Consider the following 12,884-nt stretch of genomic DNA (forward strand, 5'->3'; position numbering starts at 1 on the left):
CGGGAGAGGGTGGCGACAGCCACCGCCGAAGGCGTAACGCCCGTAATCGCTCAGGACCCGGAACCGTACCGCGCGAGCAACTCTGGAGAGACCGGAACCAACCGGCGCCGAAGGGGCATGGGCCACCGCCCAAAACTCTCAGGCAAAAGGACAGAGGGGCATTCCGCGCGTATCCCGCGTGGCCCTCTCCTTTAGGTCCGGACCTGCCATGACCCGCGAAAGCCTGAGCCAGCTCGAGCACCACGACGCCTTCCTGGAACGCCACATCGGCCCGAACGACGCCGAGATCGCGCAGATGCTGCGCGTGGTGGGACAGCCCAGCCTCGATGCCATGACCGACGCCATCGTGCCGGCCAGCATCAAGTCGCCCGGCCCCCTCGCGCTGCCCGCGCCGATCACCGAGGTCGAGGCCATCGCCAAGATCAGGAAGATCGCCGACAAGAATCAGGTGTTCCGCAGCTTCATCGGCCAGGGCTACTACGGCACCCACACGCCGCACGTCATCCTTCGCAACATCCTCGAGAACCCGGCTTGGTACACGGCCTACACGCCCTACCAGGCGGAAATCTCCCAGGGCCGCATGGAAGCGCTGATCAACTTCCAGACCATGTGCGCCGACCTCACCGGCATGGAGATCGCCAACGCGTCCCTGCTCGACGAGTCCACCGCCTGCGCCGAAGCCATGACGCTGGCCAAGCGCTCGGCCAAGTCCAAGTCCAACGTCTTCCTGGTGTCGGGCGACACCCATCCGCAGACGCTCGAAGTGCTCAACACCCGCGCCGAGCCGCTGGGCATCACCGTGAGCGTGGCCGGCAGCACCGACGCCTTCCACGCCGCGCTGTCAGCGGGCGACTACTTCGGCGTGCTGGTGCAGTACCCGGCATCCAGCGGCTGGATCGCCGACTGGAGCGGCGACGCCGAGGTCATCCACGGCCACAACGCGCTCTTCGTCGTTGTCACCGACCTGCTGGCGCTCACCCTGATCAAGTCGCCGGGCGAGATGGGTGCCGACATCGTGGTCGGCAACACCCAGCGCTTCGGCGTGCCGTTCGGCTTCGGTGGCCCGCACGCCGCGTTCATGGCATGCAAGGACGCGTTCAAGCGCTCGATGCCCGGTCGCCTGATCGGCGTTTCGATTGATGCCCAGGGCCAGCCGGCCTACCGCCTGACGCTGCAGACGCGCGAGCAGCACATCCGCCGCGAGAAGGCCACGTCCAACATCTGCACCGCGCAGGTGCTGCTGGCGGTGATGGCCTCCATGTACGCCGTTTACCATGGCCCGGAAGGCCTGACCCGCATTGCCCGCCGCACCCATCGCCTCACCGCAATCCTGGCGGCCGGCCTGCGCGAACTGGGCCATGGCGTCGTGCACGACACCGGGTTCGACACCCTGTGCATCGAGCCGGCCACCGACGCCGCCGCCCTGATCGCGCGCGCCCAGGCCCACCGCGTGAACCTGCGCCTGCGCGGCAATGGCTCGATCTGCATTTCGCTGGACGAAACCACCACGCGCGAAGACATCGCCACGCTGTGGCGCGTGTTCGCTGGTTCCGACCAGGCCAAGCTGCCCTCGGTGGAGGCGCTCGACGCCACCGCCGCCGACCTGATCCCGGCCGAACTGCGCCGCACCAGCGCCTTCATGACCCATCCGGTGTTCAACACCCACCACAGCGAACACGAGCTGCTGCGCTACATGCGCCAGCTGTCGGACAAGGACCTGGCCATGGATCGCACCATGATCCCGCTGGGCAGCTGCACCATGAAGCTCAACGCCACCGCCGAGATGGTTCCGGTGACCTGGCCCGAGTTCGGCAACATCCACCCGCTGGCGCCGCAGGCGCAAACCGAAGGCTACCGCCAGCTGATCACCGAACTCGAGGCCATGCTGGTCGAGTGCACCGGCTACGACGCCGTGAGCCTGCAGCCGAACTCCGGCGCCCAGGGCGAGTACGCCGGCCTGCTCGCGATCCGCGCCTACCACCGCAGCCGCGGCGAAGCGCATCGCGATATCTGCCTGATCCCGGACTCGGCCCACGGCACCAACCCCGCCAGCGCGCAGATGTGCGGTATGACCGTAGTGGTCACCAAGACCGACGCCAATGGCAACGTGGACGTGGACGACCTGCGCCGTGCCGCCGAGAAGTACAGCGACCGCCTGGCCGCGCTGATGGTGACCTACCCGTCCACCCACGGCGTGTTCGAAGAAGACATCGTCGAGATCTGCGAGATCATCCATTCGCACGGCGGCCAGGTGTATACCGACGGCGCCAACATGAACGCCCTCGTCGGCGTCGCCAAGCCCGGCAAGTGGGGCTCGGACGTCTCGCACCTGAACCTGCACAAGACCTTCTGCATCCCGCACGGCGGCGGCGGTCCCGGCGTTGGCCCGTGCGCGGTCAAGGCACACCTGGCGCCGTTCCTTCCGCGCGCACTCAGCGACCAGAGCCTGCGCACGCAAGGCGTGGGGGCCGGCGACGTCGGCATGGTCTCGGGCGCGACCTATGGCTCGGCCTCGATCCTGCCGATCAGCTGGATGTACGTGGTGATGATGGGCGCCGAGGGCCTGCGCCGTGCGACCCAGGTCGCGCTGCTCAACGCGAACTACATCGCCACTCGCCTGGCTCCGCACTACAAGACGCTCTACACCGGCCGAAATGGCCTGGTCGCGCACGAATGCATCCTCGACCTGCGTCCGCTCAAGGACGCCACCGGCATCGGTGCCGAGGACGTGGCCAAGCGTCTGATCGACTTCGGCTTCCACGCGCCCACGCTCAGCTTCCCGGTCTCGGGCACGCTGATGGTGGAGCCGACGGAAAGTGAATCGCAGCACGAACTCGATCGCTTCATTGACGCCATGATCCAGATTCGCGATGAGATCCGCGCGGTCGAGGAAGGCAAGCTCGACCGCGAGGACAATCCGCTCAAGAACGCACCGCATACCGCCACCGCGGTTTCGGCCAGCGAATGGACCCACGCTTATCCCCGCGAGCTGGCGGCGTTCCCGCTGCCTTCTCTCAAGCAGGTGAAGTACTGGCCGCCGGTGGCGCGCGTGGACAACGTCTATGGCGACAAGAACATCATGTGCGCCTGTATTCCGGTAGACGCGTACAAGGATGAGGCCGAGGCCTGAGGGCCCGGTGACCATGGCCAGCAGCGCACGCCCGGCACGACGAATCCTGTTCGGATTACTGGCGCTGGCGCTGCTGGCTTACGCCGGCGCCTGTGCGCTGATGTACTCGCAGCAGCGCGCGCTGGTGTACCTGCCGCAGGGCACGCGGCTGGACGCCATCCACACCAACTTCCAGCTCGATCGGGGTGAGGTGGTGCTGCGCGGTTGGGTGCTCAATCCCGGTCGCGGCGATGCCCTGGTTTACTTCGGTGGCAACGCCGAGGCCATCCAGGGGTTCGGCGCGCGGCTGGAGGCATGGTTCCCGGACCGCACCATCTATCTGCTGGCCTACCGGGGCTTTGGTGCCAGCGACGGCGTACCCGAGGAAGCGATGCTGTTCGACGATGCGCTGGCGCTGTTCGATCATGCCCAAGCGCAGCACCGGAACGGCCGCATCGCGGTGATGGGCCGTAGCCTGGGCAGCGGCGTGGCCAGCTATCTCGCCGGCCAACGGCCGGTGGATCAACTGGTGCTGGTAACGCCCTTCGACAGCCTCGTGGCCGTGGCGCAGAGCCACTATCCGTGGCTGCCGGCCTACTGGCTGATCCAGGACCGCTACGAATCCGATCGCCATCTTGCGACCTTCAAAGGTCCGGTGCTGGTGGTTCGCGCCGGACAGGACCGGATCGTGCCGCCCGAGCATACCGACCGCCTGATCGCCGCCCTGCCGCGCCCGCCGCAGGTCTTTGGCGTGGCCGAGGCGGGTCATGACGACGCACTCGCCGGCGACGCCCCGGCCCAGGCGATCATCGGTTTCCTCCGACGCTGATACGCAGCCTGCGGGAGGGACTTCAGTCCCGAACCGCCGCCCGTTTCACGCCGGCGCCAGCCCCACGCTAGCCGCCACCACCCCAGCCACCACCCACAGCACATTCACGCGCGCGAACAGCAGCACCGTCAGCGCGATTACCGCGATCAAGGCATCGACGGGACCACGCACGCCGGCGGGCAGCACCGTCCCGAACAAGGCCGCCGCCAACAGGCCCACGACCGCGGCGTTGATGCCGGCGATGACGGGCGGCGCCCAGGTCCGCGCCGCCAGACCCCCCCAAATCGGCAACAGCGCCGCCACCAGCAGCAGCCCCGGCAGGAACATCGCCAGTAGCGCGACACCGGCACCCAGCGCCGGCGCCGCCCCGGTGGGCACCAGGGCGCCAAGATAGGCCGACAGCGCGAACATCGGCCCAGGCAGCGCCTGCGCCGCGCCATAGCCGGCGAGGAAGGTGTCGTCGTCGAGCCAGCCGGTCGCCACGGTGGACTGTTCAAGCAATGGCAGCACGACGTGGCCGCCGCCGAACACCAGCGCACCGGCTTCGTAGAACGCCGCGGCCAGCGTCGTCAGCGAAGCCGAGCCGCCGCTGAGCAGGACCGCGGCCAGCAGGCCCAGCAGAAACAGGACGAGCAGGGTCCAGGCCGTCCCGCGACCATGCCCCGCCGCGAGGCCCGCCGCCGGCAGCGCGGGCACGCCACGGCACAACCACAGCCCCAGCAGCCCGCCGCCCGCGATCACCGCCAGCTGCCGCCACGCGGGACCGCCGGCCAACATCACGGCCAGCGCCAGCGCCGCCAGCAGTGCGCGCGACGCATCGGGCAACAGGCTCCGCGCCATGCCGATCAAGCCATGCGCCACCACCACCACAGCGACCAGCTTCAGGCCATGCAGTGCCACAACGGCCAGGTCACCGCCCAGCCGCGGCGCCAGCATCGCCAGTGCAAACATCAGCAGCGCCGACGGCAGGGTGAAGCCGAGGAAGGCCAGCAGCCCGCCAACCCAGCCGCCCTTCAGCAGCCCCACCGCAAACCCCAGCTGGCTGCTGGCCGGCCCGGGCAAGGCCTGGCAGATCGCCAGCAGCTGCGCGAATTCGGCCTCCGCCAGCCAGCGCCGGCGGACGACGAATTCCTCGCGGAAATACCCGAGGTGCGCGATAGGGCCGCCGAAGGAGGTGAGGCCGAGGCGTAAGAAGATGGTGAATATCTGGACTCGCATCGCCTGGCAGTCTAGTCGTCGCCATACCTGTATCGGAACCAGGTCTTACTCAGGCTCCGGGACCTCGCTACGGCGGCTAAAACATAAACCCCAACTGAATAATCCGAAAGAAGGCGCCCCGCTGATTCACTCGGCCGCCAATACCTGAAAGACTGGTCCAACCCGCGGCTACGGCCGCATGTCCGCAGAGAGAGCTAGCTCATGTCGAACAAATCCTCCAAGTCCGTTGTGATCGTCGCCGGCGCCCTGGTGCTGGGCAGCATGGCGCTCGCCAACTCCGCCTTCGCCATGAGTCCACTCAGCCAGGGCTACGCGCTGGCCGCCAGCGACCACGGCGATCATGCCGAGGGCAAATGTGGTGAAGGCAAGTGCGGCGATGCCGAGACCGAAGCCGAGGGCGAGGACAAGGCCGCAGAAGAAGGCAAGTGCGGCGAAGGCCAGTGCGGCGCCGACATGGCCGAAGGCGAGGACAAGGCCGAGGGCGAAGGCAAGTGCGGTGAGGGCAAGTGTGGCGAAGGCCAGTGCGGCGCGGACAAGGCCGAGGGCGAAGACAAGGCCGAAGGCGAAGGCAAGTGCGGCGGCCAGGCCTGAGAGCACGATGACGGCCACCCCCCGCCTCGCGCCGGTGGCCGCCGGCCTCGGCCTGCGGCGGGCCCTGATGGGTCCGCTGCGGGCCGCAGCGCCGGGAGATTTTGATTTCCTTGAATGTGCGCCGGATAACTGGATCGGCGTAGGCGGCCGTTTCGGCGAAGGCCTGCGCGAGCTCAGCACCAGGCACCCGCTGGTCTGTCACGGCCTTTCGCTGTCGCTGGGCGCGGTCGAACCCTTCGACGAGACCTATCTGCTCAAGCTTCGCCGCTTCCTCGACGAACACCGGGTGCCGATGTACAGCGAGCACCTGTCCTACTGCAGCGACGACGGCCAGCTCTACGACCTGATGCCGATCCCCTTCACCGACGAGGCCGTGCACCACGTTGCCGGGCGCATTCGTCATGTGCAGGAAACCCTGGGGCGCCGCATCGCGGTCGAGAACATCTCCTACTACGCCGCGCCCTACCAGGCGATGCCGGAGATCGACTTCATCAACGCGGTACTGGCCGAGGCCGACTGCGACCTGTTGCTGGACGTGAACAACATCTTCGTCAACGCCGTGAACCACCGCTATGACGCCCACGATTTCCTGCGTCGCCTGCCCGGCGAACGCATCGCTTACTACCACGTCGCCGGCCACTACGACGAAGCCGACGACCTGAAGGTGGACACCCACGGCGCTGCAGTGAAGCCGGGCGTGTGGGAATTGCTCGATGCCGCCTGCGCCACCTTCGGCCCGCGCCCCGCCCTGCTGGAGCGCGACTTCAACTTCCCGCCCTATGCCGAACTGGTGGCGGAAGTGGCCACCGTGCGCGAGGTATTGAATCGGTACGCGCCCGCCGAGGCACGCCATGTCCGCGCCTGAGGCGCTGCGTCGGCAACAGTTCGCACTGGCCTCGCATATCCGGGATCCAGAGCACGCCGCGCCACCCCCGGGCCTTGATGATCGCCGCCTGCAGGTCTACCGCGAGCTGTTCTACAGCAGCCTGGAAGGACTGCTGGCCGGAAATTTCCCCGTCATCCGCCGGCTGCTCGACGGTGAACGCTGGCATGCGCTGGTGCGCGACTTCTACCGCGACCATCGCTGCGCGACGCCCTTGTTCCCCGAGCTGCCGCGGGAATTCCTGCAGTACCTCCAGGCCCGCGGCACCCGTCCGGGCGACCCGCCGTGGCTGCTCGAACTCGCGCACTACGAATGGGTCGAACTGGCGCTGGACCTGAGCGACGCCCCGCTGCCCCCGCACGACCCAAGCCGAGACATTCTCGCGCGCCGTCCGCTGCTGTCGCCCCTGGCCTGGCCGCTGGCCTACGCGTGGCCGGTGCACCGGATTTCAGCCGCGCACCAGCCGGTCGAACCGCCGCCGCAGCCCACCTTCCTGCTCGTGCAGCGCGACGCCGACCATCGCGTGCGCTTCAACGAGCTCACCGCGCTGAGCTTCCGCCTACTGCAGCGTCTGGCCGACGAGCCCGCGCTCAGCGGTCGCGAACAACTGCAGGCGCTGGCGGCCGAAGCCTGCACTACCGATCTCGTGGCCTTCCTGGCGCAAGGCCAGGCCATGCTGGAGCAGTTTCGCGACGCCGGCATCGTGCTGATGGCCACGGATGCGCCGCCGCCGGCCTGACCCTCTGTTATTCTTCTCGGCATGGATTCCAACCCCTTGCCGCGCATGGCCGAGCGATTCCGCGGCTTCCTTCCCGTGGTGGTGGACGTGGAGACCGGCGGCTTCGACTGCGGCCGCCACGCCTTGCTTGAAATCGCCGCGATTCCGATCGAACTCGATGCCGAAGGCTGGTACGTGCTGGGCGAAACCGTCAGCAGCCACGTTGAGCCGTTCGAAGGCTCCGAGATCGACCCCAAGTCGCTCGAGATCACCGGCATCCGCCTGGACTCGCCGCTGCGGGGCGCCCTGGAAGAGCGTGCGGCACTCGACCATATCTTTGCCCCGGTGCGCGCCGCTGCGAAGCGCAACGGCTGCCAAAGGGCGATCCTGGTCGGCCACAACGCCCACTTCGACCTGGGTTTCCTGAACGCTGCGGTGGCGCGCGTGGGACACAAGCGCAACCCGTTTCATCCGTTCAGCACCTTCGACACCGTAACCTTGGCGGGCATGGCCTATGGCCAGACGGTGCTCAGCCGGGCGGTGCAGGCGTCCGGGCTTATCTGGGACGCCGACCAGGCGCATTCGGCCGTCTACGACACCGAGCGAACCGCCCAGCTTTTTTGCGCGGTACTCAACCGCTGGCGCCAGTTCGCCGAGAAGGACCTGCAAGCCGCACACGACGACTGAACGCTGCATTCGACCGGAGCCACGCCATGATCCACGACAGCATCCTGGGCACCGTGGGCAACACGCCCATCGTCCGCATCAACCGTTTGGCTCCCGCCGGCGTGACGCTCTACGCCAAGCTCGAATATTTCAACCCGATGTCCTCGGTGAAGGACCGGCTGGCGCTGGCCATCATCCTCGACGCCGAACAGCGCGGCGCGCTCAGTCCCGGGCAAATGGTGGTCGAAGCGACCTCGGGCAATACCGGTGTGGCGCTGGCCATGGTGTGTGCGGCGCGGGGCTACCCCTTCGTCGCCTTCATGTCCGAAACCTTTTCGATGGAGCGACGCAAGCTGATACGGGCGCTGGGCGCCAAAGTCATCCTGACGCCCGCGGCAGAGCGCGGCAGCGGCATGGTCAAGCACGCTACGGCCTTTGCCGAGAAGCACGGCGCCTTCCTGGCACGGCAGTTCGAGAACCCCGCCAACCCGGCCTATCACCGCAGTACCACGGGGCCTGAGATCCTGCTCGACTTCGCGGCTCAGCGACTCGACTGGTTCGTCACCGGCTACGGCACCGGCGGCACCCTGACCGGCGTGGGCGAAGTGCTCAAGGCCGCACGCCCAAAGCTGAAGGTCGCTGTGACCGAACCCGATGGCGCCGCTCTGCTGAGCGGCAAGGAATGGCAGCCGCACAAGATCCAGGGCTGGACGCCGGACTTCATCCCCGAGGTCCTGAACCGCGAGATCTTTGACTTGATCGTGCCGGTGACCGACGTGATGGCCCGCGACACGGCGCGCGACCTGGCCATGCAGGAAGGCATCTTCTGCGGTCTGTCGGGCGGCGGCACCTTTGCCGCAGCGCTGGAAGTCGCCAAGACTCTCGAGCCAGGCAGCGTGGTGCTGGCCATGATCCCGGACACGGGCGAGCGCTATCTGAGCACCTTCCTGTTCGAAGGCATCAACGAAGGCTCGGACGATGCCTGGATGGCGGCGCTGTGAAGCCGGCCCTGCGGCCGACCGTCTAGCCGCCGTTCGCCGGATCCTTGGGCCGCCGGAAGCTGGCGGCTCGTGACTTCACGCCACGCCACAGCCCGTAGCAGCTGATCACAATCCAGGCCAGCTGCATGATGGTGATCGAGATCACGTCGCGGAAGTCCGGCGACGGACCGAAGATCGACACCAGGATGAAAATGGCGCCGAACAGGTTGGCCAACTGGTAACCGAGCGAATCTCCCGTCAGCTTTCCGGCCTGCAGCAGCAGGAAGGACACCAGCACGAAGCCGATGCCGGCCAGCCCAACAAAATCAAACCATTCCAGGCTCATGCTTTTGCTCCCCGTTGGCGAACTACTTCGAACAAGGCCACGCCGGTGGCGACCGAGACGTTAAGGCTTTCCATTTCACCCGGCATCGGAATCTTGACCAGCCCATCGCAGTGTTCCCGCGTAAGGCGGCGCATGCCCTCGCCTTCGCCGCCCATCACGATCGCCACGTTGCCGGTGAAGTCTATGGCGTGGATGGACTGGGTGGCGGTGCCGTCGAGACCGTAGATCCAGACACCCATCTCCTGCAGCGCACGCAGCGTGCGCGCCAGGTTGGTAACGCTGACGACCGGAATGCGGTCGGCGGCACCGGCCGAGGTCTTGCGCACGGTGGCGTTGATCGGCGCGGCCTTGTCTTTCGGGATCACCACGGCGGTGACGCCGGCAGCGGCCGCGCTGCGCAGGCAGGCACCGAGGTTGTGCGGGTCCTGCACGCCGTCCAGCACCAGCACCAGCGCCTTGCCGCCGGCCACCTCGACCAGGCCGGGCAGCTCTTTTTCATCGGTCGGCTTGGCCGCTTCGTAGCGCGCAATCACGCCCTGGTGGCGCAGGTTGCCGACGATGCCTTCCAGCGACTGCAGCGGGATGCGCCGGACCGAGATGTCGCGGCGACGTGCGGTTTCCTCGATCTCGGTGAGCCTTGCGTTCTTGCCGCCGGCCTCGATCAGCACCTCGCGCACGTGCTCGAGGTCATGCTCGAGCGCCGAGGCCACGGCATTGATGCCCGCGATCCAGTTGTCCTTCTTGCTCATCTGATCGTTCCCGTGGTGCCCGCGCGGTCAGGCGAAGGCTTTTTTCTTTTTCTTGGGCGGGCCATCCGGCACCACCAGCTTGAAGTCGATCCGCTTGTCCTCGACGCTGGCCTTGAGCACCAGCACGCGGACCGGATCGCCGAGGCGGAACTTCAAACCCTGGCGCTCGCCGGCCAGCGAACGGCGCAGCGGGTCGAAATGGTAGAAGTCGTGCGGCAGCTGCGTCACGTGCACCAGGCCATTGACCTTCGAGCCGGCCAACTCGACGAACAGTCCGAAATTGGTGACGCCGCTCACCACGCCGTCGAACTCGTCGCCGACATGCTTCTCCATCCACGCGCCGCGGTAGCGCTCGTCCACCTCGCGCTCGACCTCGTCGGCCCGGCGCTCCAGGGTGGAACAATGCAGCGACAGCGACGACATCTCGCTGGCCGAATAGCGGTAGCCGTCCGGATCACCCTTGAGCAGCGCGTGCTTGATCGAGCGATGCAGCAGCAGGTCGGGGTAGCGGCGGATCGGCGACGTGAAGTGCCCGTAGGCCTCCAGCGCCAGGCCGAAGTGACCCAGGTTCTCGGTCTGGTACACAGCCAGGCTCTGCGATCGCAGCAGCACGGTCTCGAGCAGCGGCGCATCGGGCCGCTCGCGGATCTTGCGCAGCAGCTGGGTGAAGTCCTTGGGCTGCACCTTCGACCACGGCGGCAGGCTCAGGCCAAACTCGGACAGGTATTCGAGCAGGTCAGCGTACTTGCCTTCCGGCGGGCGCGGATGCACGCGGAACGGCGCCGGGATCTGCTTGGAGGTGACGTACTTGGCGGCCTCGACATTGGCCGCGATCATGCATTCCTCGATCAGCTTGTGAGCATCGTTGCGCTCGAGCATGCCGGCCTGGATGACCTCGCCGCTGTTGTCGAGCACGAAGCGCACTTCGCCCGACTCGAACTCGATCGCACCGCGGCGGCTGCGCGCCTTGGCCAACACCTTGTAGAGCTGGTGCAGGCGCTGGACCTGAGGCATCAGCGAGCCGATCTGCGCGACCGCCTCGGCGCCGGCTTCGGTATCGGCCTCGCCCACGGCCTTCCACACCTGGGTGTAGGTCAGGCGGGCGTGCGAACGCATCACCGCTTCGTAGAACTTCGACGAAGTGACGTTGCCCTCGAAATCCACCTGCATGTCGCAGGCGAAGCACATGCGCTCGACCTTGGGCATGAGCGAGCAGATGCCGTTGGACAGCGACTCCGGCAACATCGGCACCACAAAGCCTGGGAAATAGACCGAGGTGGCGCGCTTGATGGCCTCGTCGTCGAGGGCACTGCCCGGCCGCACGTAGTGCGACACGTCGGCGATGGCCACGATCAGGCGGAAACCCTGCTTGTTCGGCTCGCACCAGACGGCGTCGTCGAAGTCCTTGGCGTCCTCGCCGTCAATCGTGACCAGGGCGACCTTGCGCAGGTCGACGCGGTCGCGGGTTTCCGCTTCGGGAACATCCACCGGCACCTGCGCCGCCTCGGCCAGCGCTTCACGCGGGAACACATGCGGCAGGTCGTGGCCATGGATCGCGGCCTCCACCACCAGCGAGGGCGTGAGCTTGTCGCCCAGCACCAGCAGGATGCGGCCGATCGGCGGCCGGCCCTTCTCAGGCGGCGCCGTGACTTCGACCACGACCAGCTGACCCTCACGGGCCTCATTGCGGTCTTCCGGCGGAATCAGCACTTCGGTCAGCACGCGGCGGTCGTCGGGCACGACCATGCCGATGCGCGAACGCTCACTGTAGCGGCCCGTAAGGCGCGTGAGGCGGTGCTCGAGCACTTCGACGATGGCGCCTTCGCGGCGGCCGCGTCGGTCAATATTGGTGACGCTGGCCAAGACCCGGTCGCCGTGTAGCGCCTTGCGCATCTCGGCCGGCGGCAGGAACAAGTCTTCGCCGCCGTCGTCGGCTTTCATGAAGCCGAAGCCGTCGGGATTGGCGATGACGGTGCCGGCGATCAGGTCGAGCTTGCGCGCGGCGGCATAACCACCGCGGCGGTTCATCAGCAGCTGACCGTCGCGGACCATGGCGTTGAGCCGTCGCGAAAGCGCGTCGAAGCGGTCCGGCGCGGTCAGGCCCAGCGCTTCGGCCAGGCCTTCGGCGGTCAGCGGACCGTCGCTGTCGCTGAGGAAATCGGCGATGGCCTCGCGGCTCGTGATCGGCTGTTCGTACTTCTGCGCCTCGCGGGCGGCGAAGGGGTCGTGCGGGCCCTGGCTAGCGCCGCGGCCGCGCGGACCGCCCGGCTTGGGACCCCGGCCCGCAGACGCGGACGCCGGCTTGCCTGAGCGCGGCGGCTTGGCGGCGGCTTTTTTGCCGGGTTTGCCGGGCTTGCCGGCGGTGGATTTCGCGGCCGGCTTCTTTCCCGGGGCGGTCGTGCTTGCGCTTTCAGGCATCCAGGGCGGCAGTTTGCCGCCGGTGCCGCGCTTCTTTGCAGGGGGTGTCATGGTGTCCATGGTACACCGGGGCACCTGTATCAAAGCGTCCCTGGCACGAGGCAATTGACAAGACCCTCGCCCGCCATTAACTTATGCGGCTTGCTGGCGCTAGCGCCGGGAAGCACCTGCCCAGGTGGCGGAATTGGTAGACGCACTAGTTTCAGGTACTAGCGGGTAAAACCGTGGAGGTTCGAGTCCTCTCCTGGGCACCATCTTAAGGGTTCACCCCCTCCGAAACCCCGCTAACAAGCGGGGTTTTGCGTTTTCAGGGCAGTGGAAAACCTAGGTGGGTCCCAGGAAGTGTCGGACCCCTGTGCCGGTAGCCGAACGACCAT

The 12,884-nt window shown here is 67.2% G+C and carries 11 protein-coding genes, 1 tRNA gene and 1 riboswitch; of the genes, 8 read left to right on the top strand and 4 right to left on the bottom strand.

The window, feature by feature from the left end; translation table 11 throughout:
- The first annotated feature begins 72 nt into the window (after nt 1-72).
- A riboswitch (glycine riboswitch) is annotated at nt 73-164 on the top strand.
- A 44-nt stretch (nt 165-208) separates the two neighbouring features.
- Nucleotides 209-3,130, top strand: a complete 2,922-nt coding sequence (gene gcvP, locus ACYVGY_RS05070) for an aminomethyl-transferring glycine dehydrogenase (protein ID WP_460456382.1) — start codon at nt 209-211, stop codon at nt 3,128-3,130.
- Nucleotides 3,131-3,143: 13 nt separating this feature from the next.
- Nucleotides 3,144-3,938, top strand: coding sequence for an alpha/beta hydrolase (locus ACYVGY_RS05075; protein WP_460456945.1), 795 nt, complete (start codon nt 3,144-3,146; stop codon nt 3,936-3,938).
- A gap of 45 nt (nt 3,939-3,983) precedes the next feature.
- Here ACYVGY_RS05075 and chrA read toward each other — a convergent pair whose 3' ends face one another.
- Nucleotides 3,984-5,156: a chromate efflux transporter gene (chrA, locus tag ACYVGY_RS05080; RefSeq protein WP_460456383.1), complete on the bottom strand. Its 1,173-nt coding sequence runs from the start codon at nt 5,154-5,156 to the stop codon at nt 3,984-3,986.
- Nucleotides 5,157-5,357: 201 nt separating this feature from the next.
- Here chrA and ACYVGY_RS05085 point away from each other — a divergent pair, with 201 nt between their 5' ends.
- The 5 genes from ACYVGY_RS05085 to cysK are packed head-to-tail and all read left to right on the top strand — an operon-like array spanning nt 5,358 to nt 9,015.
- A complete protein-coding gene (locus ACYVGY_RS05085) occupies nt 5,358-5,747 on the top strand; it encodes an HvfA family oxazolone/thioamide-modified RiPP metallophore (RefSeq protein ID WP_460456384.1) in 390 nt (129 codons plus the stop codon).
- Nucleotides 5,748-5,754: 7 nt separating this feature from the next.
- Nucleotides 5,755-6,612, top strand: a complete 858-nt coding sequence (locus ACYVGY_RS05090) for an HvfB family MNIO-type RiPP peptide maturase (RefSeq protein ID WP_460456385.1) — start codon at nt 5,755-5,757, stop codon at nt 6,610-6,612.
- A complete protein-coding gene (locus tag ACYVGY_RS05095) occupies nt 6,599-7,369 on the top strand; it encodes an HvfC family RiPP maturation protein (RefSeq protein WP_460456386.1) in 771 nt (256 codons plus the stop codon). Before ACYVGY_RS05090 ends, ACYVGY_RS05095 begins: the two co-directional genes overlap by 14 nt.
- Nucleotides 7,370-7,390: 21 nt before the next feature.
- Nucleotides 7,391-8,035, top strand: a complete 645-nt coding sequence (rnt, locus tag ACYVGY_RS05100) for a ribonuclease T (RefSeq protein WP_460456387.1) — start codon at nt 7,391-7,393, stop codon at nt 8,033-8,035.
- Between the two features lie 26 nt (nt 8,036-8,061).
- Nucleotides 8,062-9,015 carry a cysteine synthase A gene (gene cysK / locus ACYVGY_RS05105; protein ID WP_460456388.1) on the top strand — a complete coding sequence of 318 codons (954 nt, stop codon included), beginning with the start codon at nt 8,062-8,064 and terminating at the stop codon, nt 9,013-9,015.
- 22 nt (nt 9,016-9,037) lie between these two features.
- On the opposite strand, the gene ACYVGY_RS05110 is transcribed toward cysK, so the two are convergent.
- The 3 genes from ACYVGY_RS05110 to rnr are packed head-to-tail and all read right to left on the bottom strand — an operon-like array spanning nt 9,038 to nt 12,567.
- Nucleotides 9,038-9,340 (bottom strand): CBU_0592 family membrane protein, encoded by a 303-nt coding sequence (locus ACYVGY_RS05110; protein WP_460456389.1) that lies wholly within the window; start codon nt 9,338-9,340, stop codon nt 9,038-9,040.
- Nucleotides 9,337-10,089, bottom strand: a complete 753-nt coding sequence (gene rlmB, locus ACYVGY_RS05115) for a 23S rRNA (guanosine(2251)-2'-O)-methyltransferase RlmB (protein ID WP_460456390.1) — start codon at nt 10,087-10,089, stop codon at nt 9,337-9,339. Before rlmB ends, ACYVGY_RS05110 begins: the two co-directional genes overlap by 4 nt.
- A 27-nt stretch (nt 10,090-10,116) precedes the next feature.
- Nucleotides 10,117-12,567: a ribonuclease R gene (rnr, locus tag ACYVGY_RS05120; RefSeq protein WP_460456391.1), complete on the bottom strand. Its 2,451-nt coding sequence runs from the start codon at nt 12,565-12,567 to the stop codon at nt 10,117-10,119.
- A 109-nt stretch (nt 12,568-12,676) separates the two neighbouring features.
- Here rnr and ACYVGY_RS05125 point away from each other — a divergent pair.
- Nucleotides 12,677-12,761: transfer RNA gene (locus ACYVGY_RS05125), tRNA-Leu, on the top strand.
- Nucleotides 12,762-12,884: the final 123 nt, after the last annotated feature.

This window comes from Arenimonas alkanexedens (genome assembly GCF_054781355.1).